General features: G+C 72.8%; 16 protein-coding genes. 9 read left to right on the top strand and 7 right to left on the bottom strand.

Features of this window, described 5'->3' with window-relative positions; translation table 11 throughout:
• Positions 1-68 precede the first annotated feature (68 nt).
• The 4 genes from GA0070603_RS12195 to GA0070603_RS12180 form a co-directional block, all read right to left on the bottom strand.
• Complete coding sequence (locus GA0070603_RS12195; protein ID WP_091311971.1) at positions 69-956, bottom strand: amino acid ABC transporter permease; 888 nt, start codon at positions 954-956, stop codon at positions 69-71.
• The gene (locus GA0070603_RS12190) at positions 956-1630 is read right to left on the bottom strand and encodes an amino acid ABC transporter permease (RefSeq protein WP_091311967.1); all 675 of its coding nucleotides are present in this window, start codon (positions 1628-1630) and stop codon (positions 956-958) included. The genes GA0070603_RS12195 and GA0070603_RS12190 overlap by 1 nt, the downstream gene beginning before the upstream one ends.
• A gap of 79 nt (positions 1631-1709) precedes the next feature.
• Complete coding sequence (locus GA0070603_RS12185; protein ID WP_091311963.1) at positions 1710-2576, bottom strand: glutamate ABC transporter substrate-binding protein; 867 nt, start codon at positions 2574-2576, stop codon at positions 1710-1712.
• 56 nt (positions 2577-2632) lie between these two features.
• Positions 2633-3388 carry an amino acid ABC transporter ATP-binding protein gene (locus GA0070603_RS12180; RefSeq protein ID WP_091311959.1) on the bottom strand — a complete coding sequence of 252 codons (756 nt, stop codon included), beginning with the start codon at positions 3386-3388 and terminating at the stop codon, positions 2633-2635.
• A 198-nt stretch (positions 3389-3586) separates the two neighbouring features.
• Between GA0070603_RS12180 and selD the strand changes: the two genes are divergently transcribed.
• The 3 genes from selD (at position 3587) to miaB (ending at position 6923) form a co-directional block, all read left to right on the top strand.
• Positions 3587-4576, top strand: coding sequence for a selenide, water dikinase SelD (selD, locus tag GA0070603_RS12175; protein ID WP_091311955.1), 990 nt, complete (start codon positions 3587-3589; stop codon positions 4574-4576).
• Positions 4577-4781: 205 nt separating this feature from the next.
• Positions 4782-5261: a hypothetical protein gene (locus tag GA0070603_RS12170; protein ID WP_091311951.1), complete on the top strand. Its 480-nt coding sequence runs from the start codon at positions 4782-4784 to the stop codon at positions 5259-5261.
• A 162-nt stretch (positions 5262-5423) separates the two neighbouring features.
• A complete protein-coding gene (miaB, locus tag GA0070603_RS12165) occupies positions 5424-6923 on the top strand; it encodes a tRNA (N6-isopentenyl adenosine(37)-C2)-methylthiotransferase MiaB (protein WP_091321876.1) in 1500 nt (499 codons plus the stop codon).
• A 51-nt stretch (positions 6924-6974) separates the two neighbouring features.
• Here the strand turns inward: miaB and GA0070603_RS12160 are convergent, their stop codons facing one another.
• Complete coding sequence (locus tag GA0070603_RS12160) at positions 6975-8591, bottom strand: cellulase family glycosylhydrolase (RefSeq protein ID WP_091311947.1); 1617 nt, start codon at positions 8589-8591, stop codon at positions 6975-6977.
• A gap of 402 nt (positions 8592-8993) precedes the next feature.
• Here GA0070603_RS12160 and GA0070603_RS12155 point away from each other — a divergent pair, with 402 nt between their 5' ends.
• Positions 8994-11000: an FG-GAP-like repeat-containing protein gene (locus GA0070603_RS12155; protein ID WP_139131867.1), complete on the top strand. Its 2007-nt coding sequence runs from the start codon at positions 8994-8996 to the stop codon at positions 10998-11000.
• Between the two features lie 67 nt (positions 11001-11067).
• Here the strand turns inward: GA0070603_RS12155 and GA0070603_RS12150 are convergent, their stop codons facing one another.
• Positions 11068-12276, bottom strand: a complete 1209-nt coding sequence (locus GA0070603_RS12150; protein WP_091311939.1) for a DUF349 domain-containing protein — start codon at positions 12274-12276, stop codon at positions 11068-11070.
• Positions 12277-12478: 202 nt separating this feature from the next.
• On the opposite strand from GA0070603_RS12150, the gene GA0070603_RS31215 reads away from it, so the two are divergent.
• Genes GA0070603_RS31215 through dapF form a run of 3 tightly spaced genes read left to right on the top strand, consistent with a single transcriptional unit; the run spans position 12479 to position 14956 of the window.
• Positions 12479-13198 (top strand): class III extradiol ring-cleavage dioxygenase family protein, encoded by a 720-nt coding sequence (locus GA0070603_RS31215; protein ID WP_139131866.1) that lies wholly within the window; start codon positions 12479-12481, stop codon positions 13196-13198.
• Positions 13081-14106 (top strand): tRNA (adenosine(37)-N6)-dimethylallyltransferase MiaA, encoded by a 1026-nt coding sequence (gene miaA, locus GA0070603_RS12145; protein ID WP_091321874.1) that lies wholly within the window; start codon positions 13081-13083, stop codon positions 14104-14106. Before GA0070603_RS31215 ends, miaA begins: the two co-directional genes overlap by 118 nt.
• A gap of 7 nt (positions 14107-14113) precedes the next feature.
• Positions 14114-14956, top strand: a complete 843-nt coding sequence (dapF, locus tag GA0070603_RS12140; RefSeq protein ID WP_091311935.1) for a diaminopimelate epimerase — start codon at positions 14114-14116, stop codon at positions 14954-14956.
• 143 nt (positions 14957-15099) lie between these two features.
• Here dapF and GA0070603_RS12135 read toward each other — a convergent pair whose 3' ends face one another.
• Positions 15100-16572, bottom strand: coding sequence for an NAD-dependent malic enzyme (locus GA0070603_RS12135; protein ID WP_091311931.1), 1473 nt, complete (start codon positions 16570-16572; stop codon positions 15100-15102).
• Between the two features lie 196 nt (positions 16573-16768).
• Between GA0070603_RS12135 and hflX the strand changes: the two genes are divergently transcribed.
• Entirely contained in the window at positions 16769-18232 is a 1464-nt protein-coding gene (hflX, locus tag GA0070603_RS12130; protein ID WP_091311927.1) for a GTPase HflX, read from the top strand.
• 50 nt (positions 18233-18282) lie between these two features.
• Entirely contained in the window at positions 18283-19878 is a 1596-nt protein-coding gene (locus tag GA0070603_RS31485; protein ID WP_091311922.1) for a hypothetical protein, read from the top strand.
• Position 19879: the final 1 nt, after the last annotated feature.

Raw genomic sequence — 19879 nt, 5'->3', positions numbered from 1 at the left:
CCCCGCACGACGAAGCCCTGCCACCTCCGGGAGGTGGCAGGGCTTTCGCGTGGACGGGTGCGGGCGGATCAGCCCTGCGGCTCGGCCACCGTGGCGCCGCCGGCCGGGGTCGAATCCGGCGCCGCGGTCTGCTTCGGGACCCGGAAGCCCCGCCGCCGGGTACGCCGGTCCAGCCAGTTCGCCAGCGTGGTGAGCAGCGAGTTGATCACGATGTAGATGGCGGCCACCACGATGGCGGCGGCGACCACGTTGCCCCGGTTGGCCGAGAGGTCGTTGACGCCCCGCTGGAGCAGCTCGGGGAAGGCCACGATGTAGCCGAGCGCGGTGTCCTTGAGCAGCACGACCAGCTGGCTGACGATCACCGGCAGCATGGCCCGGGCGGCCTGCGGCACGAGGATCAGCCGCATCACCTGGTTCTTCCGCATGCCCACGGCGTACGCGGCCTCGGACTGCCCGCCGGGGATGGAGCGGATGCCGGCGCGGAACGCCTCGGCGAGCACCGACCCGTTGTAGAGGGTCAGGCCGATGACGACCGCCCAGAACGCCGGGACCGGCCCCTGGATCAGGAACGGCACGCCGTAGAAGATGAAGAAGATCATGAGGAGCAGCGGGACGGCGCGGAAGAACTCCACCACGACGCCGGCCGGGACCCGGACCCACCAGTGGTCGGAGAGCCGGCCGACCGCGAACAGGATGCCGAAGGCGAGCGACAGCACCATGCCGGTGGCGGCGGCGAACAGGGTCTGCCGCAGGCCCGGCCAGATGAACTGGGTCCAGGTGGGCGCCTCGGCGAAGGGCTTCCAGAGGTTGCCCTCCCACTGCCCGGCCTGGTCGAACTTGGCGTAGACCCACCAGAGCAGGGCGGCCAGGCCGACGCCGAAGACGACGCTGAGCACCGCGTTGCGCACGCGTGCCCGCGGCCCCGGGTGGTCGTAGAGAACGGCGCTCGTGCTCATCAGCGCTTCACCGCCAGTCGGTTGGCCAGCCAGCCGAAGAAGTAGCCGGTCGGGACGAGGATCGCGGCGAAGGTGCCGGCGAAGACCAGGAAGATCGGGATCACGGCGTCGCCGTTGCTGTTGATCAGGTCCTTCATCACGCTGGACGCCTCCATCAGGCCGATGGTGCCGACGATCGTGGCGTTCTTGCACAGCGCGATGAGCACGCTGCCCAGCGGGGCCACCACGGCCCGCCCGGCCTGGGGCAGGACCACGATGCGCAGGGTCTGGAAGAAGGTCAGCCCGATCGCCCGGGCCGCCTCGGCCTGACCGGCCGGCACGGTGTTGACGCCCGAGCGGACGGCCTCGCAGACGAACGCGGCGGTGTAGACCGACAGGCCGACCACCCCGAGCCAGAAGTTGTTCAGGTTCAGGTCGTCGGAGAGGCCCACGCCCAGCGTCGAGTAGAGGCCGAAGTAGCAGAAGAAGATGATCAGCGTCAGCGGCGTGTTGCGGAAGATGTTGACCCAGGCCGCGCCGAAGCCCCGCAGCACCGGAACCGGGGAGACCCGGAACGCGGCGAGGAGCACGCCGAGCACCAGCGCGAGGACCGCCGACGCGCCGGTCAGCTTGAGGATCCAGAGAAAGCCCGACAGGTAGGCGTCGAGGTTGGTCGGATCAGCGAATACGTGCATGCGTCGACTCCCGGGGCACGTCGTCGGCGTCGTGACAGGCCGGGGCCGGCACCCCTAGGGATGCCGGCCCCGGAACCGGTCAGACGCTGCCGCAGTTGGTCAGCTTGGTGGTGTCCAGCTCGGGCGCGGCCTTGCCGCTCTTGCCCAGGGTGGCGTCCCAGGCGGCCTTGTAGGAGCCGTCCGAGGCGGCGGCCTTGAGGATCTCGTTGACCTTCTCGCAGCCGTCCTTGTCGTCCTTCTTCAGGCCGATGCCGTAGGGCTCGGTGGAGAAGGTCTTGCCGACCACCTTGAACTTGCCGGCGTACTGGGACTGCGCGGCGTAGCCGGCGAGGATGATGTCGTCGGTGGTCACCGCGTCGACCTGGCCGCCCTCCAGGGCGGTGATGCACTTCGAGTACGCGTCGAACTGCTGGAGCTGGGCCTTCGGGTGCTCGGTCTGGATCCGCTTGGCCGGGGTCGAGCCGGTCACGGAGCAGACCTTCTTCCCGTCGAGACCCTCGGGCCCGGCGATGGTGGAGTCCGCCTTCACCAGCAGGTCCTGGCCGGCGATGAAGTACGGCCCCGCGAAGTTGACCTTCTTCTTGCGCTCGTCGTTGATGGTGTAGGTGGCCACCACCAGGTCGACGGTGCCCTGCTGGATGAAGGGCTCGCGGTTGGCCGAGACGGTGGTCTTCCACTCGATGTTGTTCGCGTCCACGCCGAGGCCCTTGGCCACGATCTTGGCGATCTCGATGTCGAAGCCCTCGTACTGGCTGCCGGTCTGGATGCCGAGGCCCGGCTGGTCGGCCTTCACGCCGATGACCAGCTTCTTCTGGCTCTGGGCCTTGCCGATGATGCCCTTGGCGCCGCTGCTGCCGGAGCCGCCGTCCCCGTCGCCGCCGCAGGCGCTCATGCCGAGCGCCAAGGTCGCCGCCGCGGCGACCGCCGCCACGCGCTTCATACGCATACTCTTCTCCTTCTTCGACGGAGCCGCCGGGGGACGGCGCGCTCCACTACGGACGCTCAGTGCGTGAGGATCTTGGAGAGGAAGTCCTTGGCCCGCTCGCTGCGCGGGTTCGCGAAGAACTCGGCCGGGGGCGCGTCCTCGACGAGCCGGCCGTCGGCCATGAAGATCACTCGGTTGGCCGCGTGCCGGGCGAAGCCCATCTCGTGGGTGACCACGACCATTGTCATGCCGTCCCGCGCGAGGGAGGTCATCACGTCCAGCACCTCGCCGACCATCTCCGGGTCGAGCGCGCTGGTGGGCTCGTCGAAGAGCATCGCCTTGGGCTGCATGGCCAGCGCGCGCGCGATCGCCGCCCGCTGCTGCTGGCCGCCGGAGAGCTGTGCCGGGTACTTGTCCGCCTGGTTGGCGATGCCGACCCGGTCGAGCAGGGCCAGGCCGCGCTCACGGGCGGCGGCCGGCTTCTCCCCGCGTACCTTGACCGGGCCGAGGGTGACGTTCTCCAGGATCGTCTTGTGCGCGAAGAGGTTGAACGACTGGAACACCATGCCGACCTCGCTGCGCAGCCTGGCCAGCGCCTTCCCCTCGGCCGGCAGCGGGGTGCCGTCGAAGGTGATGGTGCCCGAGTTGATCGGCTCCAGCCGGTTGATCGTGCGGCACAGCGTCGACTTGCCGGAGCCGGACGGGCCGATGACCACGACCACCTCGCCCCTGCCGACGGAGAGCGAGACGTCGTCCAGCACGTGCAGGGGGCCGAACCACTTGTTCACCCCGTCCAGCACGATCAGCGGTTCGCCCGTCGTCACGTCGTCCACCGTCCCTGTCGTCCGTACGGAAAAGTGGGGTCGCGAGACCCCCGGTTGGGCCACTGTAGGCGGGGTGATGTGGCGGAACGCAACTCGAATGGTCACGGAGCGGTAACACCGGTCACCGCCGTACCCGTGAGTCCGAATTCCGTCACGGAACGGGGCTTCCGAGTGGCGGCCACGAGGGTTCGCGGAGATCATGTGGGGATGACGGTGCCGCTCCGGTTGACCGATTACGCCCGCGGCGGCGGCTGCGCCTGCAAGATCCCGCCGGGCGAGCTGGAGACGATGGTCGCCGGCCTCGGCCCGGCCACCGGCACCGCCGACCTGCTCGTCGGTCTGGAGCACGGCGACGACGCCGCGGTGGTCCGGCTGGACGAGCGCACCGGCCTGGTCAGCACCGCGGACTTCTTCACCCCGGTGGTCGACGACGCGTACGACTGGGGGCGGATCGCCGCCGCCAACGCGCTCTCCGACGTGTACGCCATGGGCGGCACCCCGCTCGTCGCGCTCAACCTGCTCTGCTGGCCCCGTGAGGTGCTGCCCCTGGAGTTGGCCCGGGAGGTGCTGCGCGGCGGTCAGGACGTGGCCCGGGAGGCCGGCTGCCACCTGGCCGGCGGGCACAGCGTCGACGACGACGGTCCGAAGTACGGCCTCGCGGTCACCGGCGTGGTCCGGCCCGAGGAACTGATCACCCTGGACGCCGGCCGGGCCAGCCTGCCGTTGTCGCTGACGAAGCCGCTCGGGGTCGGCGTGCTGAACACGCGGCACAAGCGGACCGGGGAGCGGTTCGCCGAGGCGGTCGCCTCGATGGCCCGGCTCAACCGGGACGCGGCCCGGGCGGCGGTCGCGGCGGGGATCCGCTGCGGCACCGACGTGACCGGGTTCGGGCTGCTCGGGCACGCCTCGAAGCTGGCCCGGGCGAGCCGGCTCACCGTGGCGATCGACGCGGCCGCGGTGCCGTACCTGCCGGGTGCCCGGAAGGCGCTGCGCGACGGGTACGTCAGCGGCGGCACCCGGCGCAACCTCGACTGGGTGACCCCGTGGACCGACTTCGGCGGGGTCGACGAGGGGGAGCGGCTGCTGCTGGCCGACGCGCAGACCTCGGGCGGGCTGCTGGTCGCGGGCGAGGTCCCGGGCGGCACGGTGATCGGTGAGCTGCTACCGGCGAGCGAGCACCTGATCCAGGTCCGGTGACAGCCCGGTGATTCGCGGCGCGGACGCGGCACCATACCCGATAAACTGTCATCTTCCCGCTACTCTGGGCAACGTCGCCCGGGGAAATTTTGCCCGGAATGGTCACAGACCGGTAACTTGCGCCCGGCTGAGGTCATATGCACCCCACCATCGTCAGTAAGGCCCGATCCGGAGGCCGGTGGGACGAGCGCAGCGAGGAGGCGGCATGACCGAGCTGTGGAACTGGAGAATCGACGGCGCGGCGCCCGTGGAGGTCTACCCGGCGCTGGCCGAGGCGCTCGGCCGGGTGGTGATGCCCCTCGCCGTCGCCGACCCGGCCCGACTCCCCGCGTACGCGGTGGTCTGCGACGTGTGGGAGGCGCCCGGGGCGTACGGGACGGTCGTCGACTGTTACGGCGTGCCCGAGCGCCTGCCGGAGCTGCCCAGCATCGCGGCGCTGGCCCGGCTGCTGGACCGCAACTGCCTGATGCGCGACGACACCCTCGACGCCGGGCGGCACCTGCTGGTCACCCCGGACGGCACGATCCGCCCGGTGCACTTCGACGTGGTCGAGACCGACGACGGCGAGGTCCTCAGCGACCAGCGGCTCTGCACCGTGGCGGACCCCCGCTGCCGGGGCTGGTCGCAGTGCCACCGCTCCCGGTGGGCCCCCGACTCGGTCGCCCCGGCCCTCGCCGCCGCCTGACCGGCGGCGGGGGCAGGTGCCGCGATCGTTGACGCCCCGCCGGTGCGGGAGTCGGCGTGTCGCACGGCTCCCACGTCAACGATCAGGCGTCGGCGCTCGCCGGGCGCCCGGGCTCCTCCTCGTTCGGTTCGAGCAGGTCCGCCCGGATACGCTGTGCGGGTCATGACTACCGCAGCCGCGGGCAGCCCGCGCACCTACCAGGTGCGCACGTACGGCTGCCAGATGAACGTGCACGACTCCGAGCGCATCTCCGGCCTGCTCGAACAGGCCGGCTACGTGCGCGCCGCCGAGGCCGACGAGCAGCCCGACGTGGTGGTGTTCAACACCTGCGCGGTCCGGGAGAACGCCGACAACCGGCTCTACGGCAACCTGGGTCACCTGCGCCCCGTCAAGGACAAGCACCCGGGGATGCAGATCGCCGTGGGCGGCTGCCTGGCTCAGAAGGACCGCGGCGACATCGTCCGCAAGGCGCCCTGGGTGGACGTGGTCTTCGGCACGCACAACATCGGCTCGCTGCCGGTGCTGCTGGAGCGCGCGCGGCACAACACCGCCGCCGAGGTGGAGATCCTCGAATCCCTCGACGTCTTCCCGTCGACGCTGCCGACCCGGCGCGAGTCGACGTACGCCGGCTGGGTGTCGATCTCGGTGGGGTGCAACAACACCTGCACGTTCTGCATCGTGCCCTCGCTGCGCGGCAAGGAGAAGGACCGGCGCCCCGGCGACATCCTCTCCGAGGTGCGCGCCCTGGTCGACGAGGGCGTGCTGGAGGTGACCCTGCTCGGGCAGAACGTCAACTCCTACGGCGTCGAGTTCGGCGACCGCTACGCCTTCGGCAAGCTGCTGCGCGCCTGCGGCGACATCGAGGGGCTGGAGCGGGTCCGGTTCACCAGCCCGCACCCGAAGGACTTCACCGACGACGTGATCGCCGCGATGGCCGAGACGCCGAACGTCTGCCACTCGCTGCACATGCCGCTCCAGTCGGGCTCCGACGACGTGCTGCGGGCCATGCGCCGGTCGTACCGGTCGGAGAAGTACCTGGGGATCATCGAGAAGGTCCGGGCCGCCATGCCCGACGCGGCGATCACCACCGACATCATCGTCGGCTTCCCCGGCGAGACCGACGCCGACTTCGAGAAGACCCTCGACGTGGTCCGCGAGGCCCGCTTCTCGTCCGCGTTCACCTTCCAGTACTCCAAGCGCCCCGGCACCCCGGCCGCGACCATGGACGGCCAGCTGCCCAAGCAGGTCGTGCAGGAGCGGTACGAGCGGCTCATCGCCACGGTCGAGGAGATCACCTGGGCGGAGAACCGGAAGCTGGTCGGGGAGACCGTCGAGGTGCTGGTCGCGGTCGGCGAGGGGCGCAAGGACGAGCGCACCGGCCGGCTGTCCGGCCGGGCCCGGGACGGCCGGCTCGTGCACTTCGACGCCGGGTCGCTGGCCGGGCAGGTCCGCCCCGGCGACATCGTGCACACCACTGTCACCTACGCCGCCCCGCACCACCTCAACGCCGACGGTGAGCCGCTGTCGCACCGGCGCACCCGGGCCGGCGACGCGGCCGAGGCGGGGCGCGCCCCGCGTACCCCCGGGGTGTTGCTCGGGCTGCCGACGATCGGCGCGCCGGCCGCGGCGCCCGCCCCCACCGGCGGCTGCGCCGCGCACTGACCGACGGCCGACGGCCGGGACCGCCCCGTGGCGGCCCCGGCCGTCGCCGTGTCAGCAGGCGGTGCCGTTGAGCTTCACGGCGCCCGGCGCGGCCACCGTGCCGTTGGCCGTGAAGCCGATGGTCACCGAGGCGCCCGGCGCCAGCGACGACGCCCAGGTCGGCGCGGCGGCGGTGACCGTGGTGCCGGACTGGGTGACGGTGGCGTTCCAGCCGCTGGCCAGGGTCACTCCGGACGGCCAGGTCCAGGTGGCCGACCACGGGTTGAGCGCGGCAGTGCCGCTGTTCTTCACGGTCAGCTCGCCCTGGAAGCCGCCCTGCCACGCGTTCACCTGCTTGTACGTGGCCGTGCAGCCGCCCGTCGGCGCCGGCGTGGTCGGGTTCGGCGACGTGTTCGGGGTGCCCGTCGGCGACGGGCTGGTGGTGCCGCCGCCACCCACCGGCGGGATCAGGTAGGGCTGGAGGATGTCCTGCTTGGCCTGGTTGATGGTGGTCCAGTCGTCGTTGGCGATGCCGCCCGTGTCACCCGAGTTCGGGTTCCACGACCAGTAGGTGAAGGACATGCCGTTCACGCCGGTCCCGGTGTACGCCATCAGGTTCTGCAGCCAGACCTTGTCCTTCGGGTCCTGGAGCGTGGTGCCGAACTCGCCCATCATGATCGGCGCGATGTTCTGCTTGTAGAGGTAGCCCCAGTACTTGTCCCAGATCGCCGGCATGTTCGCCGGGTAGGTCGGGTCGTCGAACCACGCCTGGTGGTAGACCGAGGTGGCGTACTCGTGCGGGGAGTAGACGAGCCGGTTGGCCACGTTCAGCCGGACCGGGAACTGACCGGCCTTCGACAGGTTGCCGCCCCACCAGCCGCAGTCCTCGTCGTTGCTCGGGTCGTTGTCCCAGACGTTCGACAGGCCGCCGCTCGGGCAGCTCACCCCCTCCACGAAGATCAGCCAGTTCGGCTGCACCCCGAGGATCGCGTTGCCGGCCCGCTCGGCGGCCAGCCGCCAGTCCCGCGCGGTGTCGCCGCAGCCCCAGCAGGCTCCGGTGGCCGCCGGGTTGGTGCCCTCCGCGTGCGGCTCGTTGTGCAGGTCCGCGCCGATCACCGTGGGGTTGTTCGCGTACCGCTGGGCGAGCGTCTTCCAGTCGGCGATCCACGTCGCCTCGGAGACCGTCGAGGTGTACCAGAGCGGCGACTGCCCGGCCGAGGTCGGCCGGTGCCGGTCCAGGATGACCCGCATCCCCTTGCTGCCCGCGTAGTCGATGACCTTGTCGAGGATCTGCAACGGGGACAGGCCGACCAGGTCCGGGTTGACGAAGTCGTTGATGCCGGTGGCCGTCGCGCCCGGCTTCAGCGCGTCGTTCGAGTAGGGGATGCGCAGCGTGTTGTAGCCCAGCCGGGCCATCGTGTCGAGCTGGCCGCGCCACGGGTTGCTCGACCACAGACCGTGGAAGGTCTTGTTGTCGGTTTCCATGCCGAACCAGTTGATGCCGGTGAGCCGGACCGTGGCCCCCGTGCTGTCGACGATCTTGTTGCCACTGGTGTGCAGGTAGCCGGTGCCGGTGCCGCCGGTGGCGGCGGCGGCCGGTGTGGTGCTGACGGCGGCGGCGACGAGGACGCCGGCCGCGGCGGTGGCGAGCGCCGCGAGGGCGCCGCCGAGGGCGGTGGGTCGGTGCATTGGCGAGCTCCACTTCGGATGCCCGCGCCGCGCGAGCGCCGCGGGCGGAAAGACCAGGGGAGACGGCCCGCTCGTCATCGAGTACGCGGACAGCGCGCGCCGGGCCGTGTCACGTGGACGGCCACCCGCGGGGGAAGCGCCGGCGATCGTCGACGGCGGGATCGGCCGTCGTGCCCTCGTGCCGGTGCTGGAACCTGGCTCCGCCGCCCATTCTGATCAGTGCGGCTCGATGCCGTCAACGCCGATCGCCGTCGACCGGACCGCCGATTCCGTCCCCGGCCGCCCTGCCCGGACACCCGTTCACCTTTTGCGTCTTCGGTCACGCCTGCCCGGCGACGGTCCCGTTCCCGGCCAACGATGGGGCGGCAAGCCGCAGGAGTGCCGGAAACGGGGGAATCGTCGATGCGTGTGACAGCCGGGTACCGGGACCACCGGCGAACACTGTCAGCCCTGGTGCTGCTCGCCCTCGTGGCGGTGCTGGCGCCGGCCGCGCCGGCCTGGGCGCTCGGGCTGTCCGCGCCGAAGACCGTCACCGCGACGGCGCTCTCCCACGAGCAGATCCGGCTCACCTGGACGGCGGGCACCGGCGCCACCGGCTACCGGGTGCTGCGGTCCGGCAGCAGCGGCGGGCCCTACCAGCAGGTCGCGTCCACCGACCAGCGGGAGTGGACCGACGGGGGTCTCACGGCGGCCAGCCGCTACTGGTACGTCGTGGTGAGCACCAGCGGCGACCTGGCCTCGCGGCCGTCCCGCGAGGTGAGCGCGACGACCTGGATCAACCCGCCGCGGGGCGTCCGGGCCACCGGCGCGCCCGACCGGATCACGCTGTCCTGGGAGCCGAGCCCGGGCGCGACCGGCTACACGGTGCTGCGCTGGAACAACGGCAGCTACGAGAGCCGGGGCGACACGACGGGCACGAGCTTCGTCGACACGGCGGTGACCACCGGCCCCGAGTACCTCTACCGGGTCCGGGCCGTCTCGGCCGCGTCGAGCAACGATTCCGCCGAGGTCTGGGCCCGAGTCGGCGCGCCGAGCAGCATCACCCTGACCGTCTCGCCGGCGCGTACCGAGGCGGGGCAGGCCGCGCTGCTGACCGCGAAGGTCGTCGCCGCCGACCCGGACACCCCGACGTTCCTCGGCGGCGTGTACTTCTACGCGGACGGCCAGGCGCTCCAGGGCGCCTGGCTCGACTCCGCCGGCCGGGCCGAGATCGTCACGAGCCTGCCGGTCGGCGCCCACACCCTGCACGCCCAGTTCGCCGGCAGCCAGACACCGGCCGTCGGCGCCAGTGCCTCGGCCGCCGTCGCGCACACCGTCGTGCCCGCGTACGGCCAGGTGAACTACGGCTCCTACCGCACCTACGGCTTCGGCACGGTGATCCCGTCGAGCGTGGCCGTGGCGGACGTGACCGGCGACGGCCGGGGCGACCTGCTGATGGGCACCTACACCTACGCGGAGCTGCCGGAGGACAACTGCAAGCTCCTCGTACTCGCCCAGCGGCCCGACGGCACCCTCGCCCCGCCGCAGGTCCTCGACACGCACGGCTACCCGAACGGGACGGTGGTGCTCGCCACCGGCGACGTGGACGCCGACGGCGACACCGACGTCGCGGCGATCGCGAACTCCGGGGTGGACGTGTTCCTGCAACAGGCCGGCGGCCTGGCCGCACCGGTCCTGCTGCCGTTGGCGACCCGTCCCGCCGACCTGCGGCTGGCCGATCTGGACGCCGACGGCCGGGCCGACCTGGTCGTCGCCGAGCAGGACCGGCTGACCGTGCACCGCAGCGTGGACGGCCGGACCTTCGCCCCGCCGGTCCTCGTCGACGACGGCTACGACCGGGGGCTGGTGGACACCGCCGACCTGGACGGTGACGGCCGCCGCGACATCGTCCAGTTGACAAACACCACGGCGACGTTGGAGGTCTTCACCCAGACCGCCGAGGGGAACTTCGCCCGCGCCGGCGCGTACCCGGTCCCCGACGGGACCGCCCGGGGCGTCGGGTCGATGGCGGCCGGCGACCTGACCGGGGACGGGCGGGCGGACGTCGCGGTGACGGCGGGCGGCAACAAGCCCGCCTCCCGGCTCCTGGTGTTCCCGCAGACCGGCGCCGGCGCCCTCGGCGCCCCGGTCGCCTACCCGCACTACGACATCCCCCAGCCGGTGGTGCTGGCCGACGTGAACGGCGACGCCCTGCTCGACGCGGTGACCGCGCACGGCGGCTGGCAGGCGGCGGGGGTCTCGTTGCAGCGCCCGGACGGCCAGCTCGGCCGCGAGCGCCTGTGGGGCCTGCCCTACGCCAGCAGCTACCCCGGACGGGGCCTCGCCGTCGGCGACCTCACCGGCGACGGCCGGCCGGACCTCGTCCTCGCCGACTACAACAGCGGGCTCGTGGTGCTGCCGCAGGTCTGAACACCCGGGGCGGACATGCGGAAGCCCCGGTCCCGACTCGGGACCGGGGCTTCCGGTGAAGCTCGGCTCAGCCGGCCTGCTCGGCCAGCTGGAGGAACTGCCGCTTCGAAGCGAGCGCCTGCTCGGCCTCCTTGATCCGGCGGGTGTCGCCGGCCGCCTGCGCCCGGGCCAGCCGGTCCTCGGCCTCGGCGACCTGGGCCCGCATCTGGGCCAGCAGCGGGTTGTCCTCCTTGGAGGTGCGCCGCCACGCCGAGTCCATGACCTCGCGGACCTTGTCGTCCACGGCGCGCAGCCGGCGCTCCAGCCCGGCGGCGGCCTCGCGGGGGACCCGGCCGGCCTCGTGCCACTGCGCCTGGATCTCGCGCAGCTTCGCCTGGGCGCCCTTCGGGTCGCCGTCGACGTCGAGCGCCTCGGCCTCGGCGAGCAGGGCCTGCTTGCGCTCCAGGTTGGCCCGCTGCTCGTTGTCGCGCGCCGAGAAGACCTCGCTGCGCCGGGTGAAGAACTCGTCCTGCGCCGCCCGGAACCGTTCCCACAGCTTCTGCTCGGCCTCCTTGGAGGCGCGCGGCGCGGCCTTCCACTGGGCCATCAGGTCCTTGAGCTGGTTGGCGGTGGCGCCCCAGTCGGTCGACTCCTTGAGCTTCTCGGCCTCGGCGACCAGTTCCTCCTTGATCCCCTGCGCCTGCTTGCGCTGCTGGTCGAGGGAGGCGAAGTGGGCGCCCCGGCGGCGGGTGAAGCCGTCGCGTGCGGCGGCGAACCGCTTCCACAGCTCACCGTCGGCCTTCTTGTCGACCCCGCGGATGGTCTTCCACTCGTCGAGGATCTCCTTGAGCCGGTCGCCGGCGGTCTTCCAGCCGGTCGACTCGGCGGCCAGCTTCTCCGCCTCCTCGACCAGGGCGGTCTTGCGCGCGAGGGCCTCGCCGCGGGCGGCGTCCCGGGCGGCCCGGGCCTCGCCGGCCTTCTCCTCGGCCACCGTGGCCAGCTTGTCCAGGCGCGCGGCCAGGGCGTCGATGTCGCCGACGACGTGCGCCTCGGGCAGCGAGGCGCGGATCCGCCGGATCGTGGTCAGCGAGTGGCCGGCGTCGGCCGCGCCCGAGTTGAGCCGGGCCTCGGTCAGGTCCACCTCCGTCACCAGGTCGGCGAAGCGCCGGGCGAAGTGGGCGAGCCCTTCCTCCGGTGCCCCTGCCTGCCAGGATCCGACCACCCGCTCGCCCTCGGCGGTCTTGACGTAGACGGTGCCGTCCTCGTCGACCCGTCCGAAGGCAGTCCAGTCGCTCATGTGCCCATCCTCGTTCTCCCGGCGTCGACGGGACTCCTCCCGCGATCGCCGCCACGGCGCAGCAAAGTTCTCCCGGCATTGTCACAGGTCCGACCCGGTCCGTGTCGAGCGCCTGTCGTCGACCGTGACCATACGGTGTCGTAGCGCCTCGATGACCGGATCGGCGCGGGGACGCACCGGGGGATACGGATAGGTTGGTGCCGTGCCCCTGGTCGCCGCCGCCGTCTGCCCCCACCCGCCCCTGATCGTGCCCGAGCTGGCCGGCGCCGCCGCGCCCGAGCTGGACGACCTCCGCGCCGCCGCCGACGCGGCCGTGGCCCGGCTGCTCGCCGCCGACCCCGAGGCGATCCTGCTGCTCGGCGCGGGGCCGGAGACCGAGCGGTTCGGCAGCGCCGACCACGGCTCGCTGCGCCCGTTCGGGCTGGACCGGCACGTCCGGCTCTGGAAGGTCAACTGCGCCGGGAGCGACCGCCTGCCGCTGAGCCTGACCATCGGCGCCTGGCTGGTGAACCGGTCCGGCACCGAGCTGCCCCGACTGGCCCGCGCGGTCGCCGCCGACGCCGCCCCGGCCGAGTGCGCCACCCTCGGCGCCGACCTGGTCGGGGAGGCGGACGGGCCGGTCGCGCTGCTGGTGCTCGGGGACGGGTCGGCCTGCCGCGGCGTCAAGGCGCCCGGCTACGACGACCCGCGCGCGCCCGCGTACGACGAGGGGGTCGCCACGGCCCTGGCCGGCGCGGACGTCGAGGGCCTGCTCGGCCTGGACCCGGTGCTGTCGGCGGAGCTGAGGGCCGCCGGGCGGGCGCCCTGGCAGGTGCTGGCCGGCGCGGCCCGCGCGGCGGGCGGCGACTGGCGCGGCGACGTCAGCTACCACCGGGCCCCCTACGGCGTTGCCTACTTCGTGGCGAACTGGGAGAAGGTGTGAGTCGAACGGTCGTCGCCGTCGTCGGGCCGACCGCGGCGGGCAAGTCGGCGCTGAGCATCGCCCTGGCGCACGCCCTCGACGGCGAGGTGGTCAACGCCGACTCGATGCAGCTCTACCGGGGCATGGACATCGGCACCGCCAAGCTGACCCCGGCCGAGCGGGAGGGCGTGCCGCACCACCTGCTCGACATCTGGCCCGTCACCGAGCCGGCCAGCGTCGCCGAATACCAGCGGCTGGCCCGCGCGGCGGTCGACGACATCCTGGCCCGGGGCAAGGTGCCGCTGCTGGTCGGCGGCTCCGGGCTCTACGTACGGGCGGTGCTGGAGCACTTCGAGTTCCCCGGCACCGACCCGGCGGTCCGGGAGCGGCTGGAGGCGGAGCTGGCCACTGTCGGCCCCGCCCCGCTGCACGCCCGGCTGGCCGAGGCCGACCCGGTGGCCGCGGCGGGAATCCTGCCGAGCAACGGCCGGCGCATCGTCCGGGCCCTGGAGGTCGTGGAGCTGACCGGCGCCCCGTTCACCGCGTCGCTGCCCGCGCCGACGCCGTACTACCCGTCGGTGCAGCTCGGCGTCGACCTGGACACCGCGCTGCTCGACGAGCGGATCGCGCTGCGGGTGGACCGGATGTGGGCCGACGGCCTGGTCGCCGAGACGCGGGCGCTCGTCGGCGAGGGCCTGCCCGAGGGGCGTACGGCCAGCCGGGCGCTCGGCTACCAGCAGGTGCTGCGGTTCCTGGCCGGGGAGCTGACCGAGACGCAGGCGTACGAGGAGACCATCCGGGCCACCCGGCGGTTCGTCCGCCGGCAGCGCTCCTGGTTCCGCCGCGACCCGCGGATCCACTGGCTCGACTCGGCCTCGCCCGCGTTTGTCGACACTGCGCTGCGGGTGGTCGCCGAGCATCGGGAATGATGGAGGCGTGGAGTTCACCAAGGGCCACGGCACCGGCAACGACTTCGTCATCCTGCCCGACCCGGACGGGGCGCTCGACCTGACGCCCGGCCTGGTCGCCGCGCTCTGCGACAGGCGGCGCGGCATCGGGGGCGACGGTGTGCTGCGCGTGGTACGCGCCGCCAAGCACCCGGAGGGCGCGGCGCTGGCCGGCGAGGCCGAGTGGTTCATGGACTACTGGAACTCCGACGGCTCGTTCGCCGAGATGTGCGGCAACGGCGCCCGGGTCTTCGTGCGCTACCTCCTGGAGACCGGGCTCGCCACCCCGTCCGGCGCGGCGCTGCCGGTGGCCACCCGCGCCGGCCTGGTCCGCGCCCGGGTCGAGGGCGCCGAGGTCGCCGTCGAGATGCGCCGCCCCCGGCTGTACGACACGGCGACCGCCACGGTGGGCGGGCTCACCCTGACCGGCGCGGCGGTGGACGTGGGCAACCCGCACCTGGTCTGCGCGCTGCCGGCCAGCCTGGACCTGGGCGGCCTGGACCTCACCCGGGCGCCCGACGTCGACCCGTCCCTCTTCCCGTCCGGGGTGAACGTCGAGTTCACCACCCCCGGCGAGCCGGTCGAGGGCACCGACGGGCACGTGCTCATGCGGGTCTACGAGCGGGGCTCGGCCGAGACGCTCTCCTGCGGCACCGGCGCGTGCGCGGTGGCGGCGGTGGCCCTGCGCGACGCCGGCCGGGAGACCGGCACGATGACCGTCGACGTCCCCGGCGGCCGCCTCACGATCACGATCACCGACGACACCTGCTGGCTCTCCGGCCCCGCCGTCCTGGTGGCAACCGGCGAGATCACCCTGCCCCCGCCGAGTTGATCAAGAAGTTTGCGTCTGAAACGGGCGCGTTCCCGACGTAAACCTCTTGATCAACCCCGAGAGGCGCCCGGCGCTGCGGTGATCACGGGTTTGGGTGCGTCTGTTGTCGCTATCGCGACGACAGACGCACCCGGAAGGCTCGGTCAGGGGGTGGCGCTGGCGTTGGCCGCGATCTCGGGGAGGTCGGCCGGGCCCGGGTCGGCGGCCGGCGGGGGCGTCGTGGCCGGGTTCTGAGCCGCGGCGCGTACCGCGGCGGCCACCGCGGGGGCCACCCGCGAGTCGAAGACGCTCGGCACGATCACCGTCGGGTTGATCTTGTCTTCGCCGACCACGTCCGCGATGGCCCGGGCCGCCGCGATCGCCATCTCCTCGGTGAACTCCTCGGCGTGCGCGTCGAGCATGCCCCGGAATACGCCCGGGAAGGCGAGCACGTTGTTGATCTGGTTCGGCTGGTCGGACCGGCCGGTGGCGACCACGGCGGCGTGCTTGCGGGCCTCCCGCGGGTCCACCTCGGGGTCGGGGTTGGCCAGCGCGAAGACGATGGCGTCCTTGGCCATGCCGGCGATGTCCTCGCCGGTGAGCAGGTTCGGGGCGCTCACCCCGATGAACACGTCAGCCCCCCGGATCGCGCCGGGCAGGTCGCCGGAGTAGTTCTCCTTGTTGGTGTTCTCCGCCAGCCACTGCCAGGCCGGGTTGAGGTCGGGCAGCCCGCGGTGCAGGGCGCCCTGCCGGTCGTACGCGATGATGTCGCCCACGCCCTGCCGCAGCAGCAGCTTCATGATCGCGGTGCCGGCCGCGCCGGCGCCGGAGACCACGACGCGGACGTCCGAGAGCTGCTTGCCCACGACCCGGAGCGCGTTGGTCAGCGCGGCCAGCACGCAGATGGCAGTGCCGTGCTGGTCGTCGTGGAAGACCGGGATGTCCAGCGCCTCGCGCAGCCGGGCCTCGATCTCGAAGCAGCGCGGCGCGGCGATGTCCTCCAGGTTGATGCCCCCGTACGCGGGCGCGATCGCCTTGACGATCTGCACGATCTCGTCGGTGTCCTGGGTGTCCAGCACCACCGGCCAGGCGTCCACCCCGCCGAAGCGCTTGAACAGCGCGGCCTTGCCCTCCATGACGGGCAGCGAGGCGGCCGGCCCGAGGTTGCCCAGGCCGAGCACGGCGGAGCCGTCGCTGACCACGGCCACGGTGTTGCGCTTGATGGTGAGCCGGCGGGCGTCGGCCGGGTTCTCGGCGATCGCCTGGCAGACCCGGGCCACCCCCGGGGTGTACGCGCGGGACAGCTCGTCGCGGGTGCGCAGTGCGACCTTCGAGCTGACCTCGATCTTGCCGCCGAGGTGCAGCAGGAACGTGCGGTCGGAGACCTTGCGGACGTCCACACCGTCGAGCGCGGTCAGCGCGTCGACCACCTGGTCGGCGTGGTTGGAGTCGGCGGTGTCGCAGGTGAGGTCGACGATCACGTGGGCCGGGTCGGAGTCGACCACGTCCAGGGCGGTGACGATGGCGCCGGCCTCGCCCGCCGCGGTGGTGAGCCGCCCGATGGAGGAGGCGTCCGCGGGTACCGCGATCCGGATCGTGATCGAGAATCCGGCACTCGGCAGTCGGGTGTTGGCCACGTAGAACTCCTCCGTCGGCGCTGAGCGGCTCGCCTGGCATTTCTACTCGCCCACCCTGGTCGGCTGGCATCCGACCCCGCTACCGGTTAGTAGCGCCACGGGCATATAGCAGGTGCGTGGCGCGTTGGTACGTGTCAGGATGCTCATGCGAACGGGAAATGCCCCGACAAAAGACATAACGGACAGGAGTCGCGGTTTGCGAGAGCAGGAGACCTTCCTTCCCTACGAGGACGACGAGCTCGACGCCACCACCGGCGAGTACGAGCTGTCGGAGCGGCAGGCGCTGCGGCGGGTCCCCGGCCTCTCCACCGAGCTCACCGACATCACCGAGGTCGAATACCGCCAGCTCCGGCTGGAGCGGGTCGTCCTCGTGGGCGTCTGGACCGAGGGGACCCAGGACGACGCCGACAACAGCCTCACCGAGCTGGCGGCGCTGGCCGAGACGGCCGGCTCGCAGGTGCTCGAGGGGCTGATCCAGCGGCGCAACCGGCCCGACCCGGCGACGTACATCGGTCGGGGCAAGGTCGACGACCTGGGCGCGGTGGTGCTCGCCACCGGCGCCGACACGGTCATCTGCGACGGTGAGCTGTCGCCGTCGCAACTGCGCAACCTGGAGCAGCGCACCAAGGTCAAGGTGGTCGACCGCACCGCCCTGATCCTCGACATCTTCGCCCAGCACGCCAAGAGCCGCGAGGGCAAGGCGCAGGTCGAGCTGGCCCAGCTCGAATACCTGCTGCCGCGACTGCGCGGTTGGGGTGAGACCCTCTCCCGGCAGACCGGCGGCAGCGGCCGCGGCGGTGGCGCCGGCGGCGGCGTGGGCCTGCGCGGTCCCGGTGAGACCAAGCTCGAGACCGACCGGCGCCGGATCCGGCACCGGATCGCGCGGCTGCGCCGCGAGATCAAGAGCATGACGACGGTACGCCAGACCAAGCGTGCCCGCCGCTCCCGCAACGCGGTGCCCGCGGTGGCCATCGCCGGCTACACCAACGCCGGCAAGTCCAGCCTGCTCAACCGCCTCACCGGGGCGGGCGTGCTGGTGGAGAACGCGCTGTTCGCCACCCTGGACCCGACCACCCGCCGAGCCACCACCTCCGACGGCCGGCTCTACACCCTCTCCGACACGGTGGGGTTCGTCCGGCACCTGCCGCACCAGATCGTCGAGGCGTTCCGCTCGACGCTGGAGGAGGTCGGCGACGCCGACCTGGTGGTGCACGTGGTCGACGGCACCCACCCCGACCCGGAGGAGCAGGTCCGGGCGGTCCGCGAGGTGCTCGCCGAGGTGGGCGCCGACCGGCTGCCCGAGCTGCTGGTGGTCAACAAGACCGACGCCACCGACGAGGAGACGCTGCTGCGGCTCAAGCGGCTCTGGCCGGAGGCGGTCCTCGTCTCCGCGCACAGCGGGCGCGGGATCGACGGCCTGCGCGAGGCGATCGAGCAGCGGCTGCCGCGGCCGGCCGTCGAGGTCCGGGCGGTGCTTCCGTACGACAGGGGTGACCTGGTGGCCCGGGTGCACCGGCAGGGCGAGGTGCTGAGCACCGCGCACCTGCCCGAGGGCACGCTGCTGCACGTCCGGGTGGGTCAGGCGCTGGCCGCCGAACTCGCGCCGTACCGGGCGGGGGACCGGCTCACCAGCGAGGAACGGGTGGGCGCCGGGCGGTGAGCCGTCCGGCGTCACCCGCCGGAAACGCGGGTCGTGCGACACTTGGCGCCATGCGGCACGCTGTCTACTCGGTCACGATCGCGCTGGGCGTCGTCGGCGCGGTCGTGGCGCCGGCCGGGCTGGCCCTGGCGGCTCCCGCCGCGGCCCCCGTGCTGGCCGCGGCTCCCAAGAAGAAGTGCACGATCGAGGACAAGCGACTCCGGGAGCTGTCCGGCATCGTCGCCACCAGCACCGGCTACGTCGTGATCAACGACGGCAGCGAGGACGAGAGCCGCAAGCGGATCTTCTTCCTCGACACCAAGTGCGAGATCGCGAAGGACCCGGTCCGATACCCGGATCCGGGGCCTCGTGACACCGAGGACCTGGCTCTCGCGCCGGACAAGAAGAACCTCTGGATCGCCGACACCGGCGACAACGTCGAGGCCAAGACCCGCCGGGAGCGGGTCGCGGTCTGGATCATGCCGCTGAGCGGGTCGAAGCAGCCGGTGCTGCACCGGCTGACCTACCCGGGCAACGAGCCGCACGACGCCGAGGCGCTGCTCGTCGGCGACGACAACCTGCCGCTGGTCATCACGAAGGACCTCTCCGGCAAGTCGGAGATCTTCACGCCCACGGCGAAGCTGAAGAGCACCGCGGACACCGAGCCGATCCCGATGAAGAAGGTCGGCGAGTTCACGCTCCCCAAGACCAACACCGAGAACAAGCTGGGCGGCCCCGGCCGGCTGCTGGTCACCGGCGCAGCCCGCTCGCCCGACGGCAGCAAGGTGGTGGTGCGCACCTACGGCGACGCCTTCGAGTTCGACGTGACCGGCGGCAACATCGTCGCCGCGCTGACCACCGGCAAGCCGCGGGTGACCCCGCTCGCCGACCCGTTCGGCGAGGCCATCTCCTACACGGCGGACGGCAAGTCCTTCGTCACCGTCTCCGACGGCGGCCTCCTGGACGCCACGGACCCGATCGACGTCCTCAGCTACGCCCCGGCCACCACAGGGGTCGAGGCGCTGCCCAACGCCGGCAAGGACGCCACCAAGCCGGCCGCGCAGAAGTCCTGGATCGAGGGGCTCAGCCTGGACGAGATCACGTACCTCATCGCGGCGGTCGGCGTGCTGGGCGCGCTCATGGTCGGCGCGGGCATCTTCGGCATCCTGAAGGCCCGCCGCAAGCCGGCGCCGCCCGCCGACCCCACCGACGAGGGCGGCGACGGGTTCCCGGGCAACCCCGGCTACCCGCCGGCGAACCGGCCCGACGTCCCGCCGCGCGGCGGCGTCTACGGCGGCGGTGGCGGCCAGGGCGGGGTCTACGGCGGCGCCCCGGCCAACGGCGGGCGCCCGGCCGGCGGGGTCTACGGCGGCGGCCGACCGCAGGGCGGCGGCGGTCGCGGCGGCGCGGTCTACGGCGGCGGCCCGCAGGGCGGTGGCCGCCCGCAGGGTGGCGGCGTCTACGGCGGGGGATCGGGCGGTGGCGGCTACGGCGGTGGCCGGCCGGGCGGCGGTGGCGGGCCGGGCGGCGGTGGCGGCTACGGCCCCGGGCGCGCCGAACCGCCGCGCCGGGAGCCCGATCGCCGGGACGGCGGCTACGGCGGCCGGGGCCAGCAGTACGGCCAGGTCTCCGGCGGGGGCCGGGAGTACCGGGGCGACCGCTACTGAG

This window comes from Micromonospora chersina, from assembly GCF_900091475.1.
Classification (GTDB): Bacteria; Actinomycetota; Actinomycetes; order Mycobacteriales; family Micromonosporaceae; genus Micromonospora; species Micromonospora chersina.
This window is presented reverse-complemented; position numbering and strand designations above follow the sequence as displayed.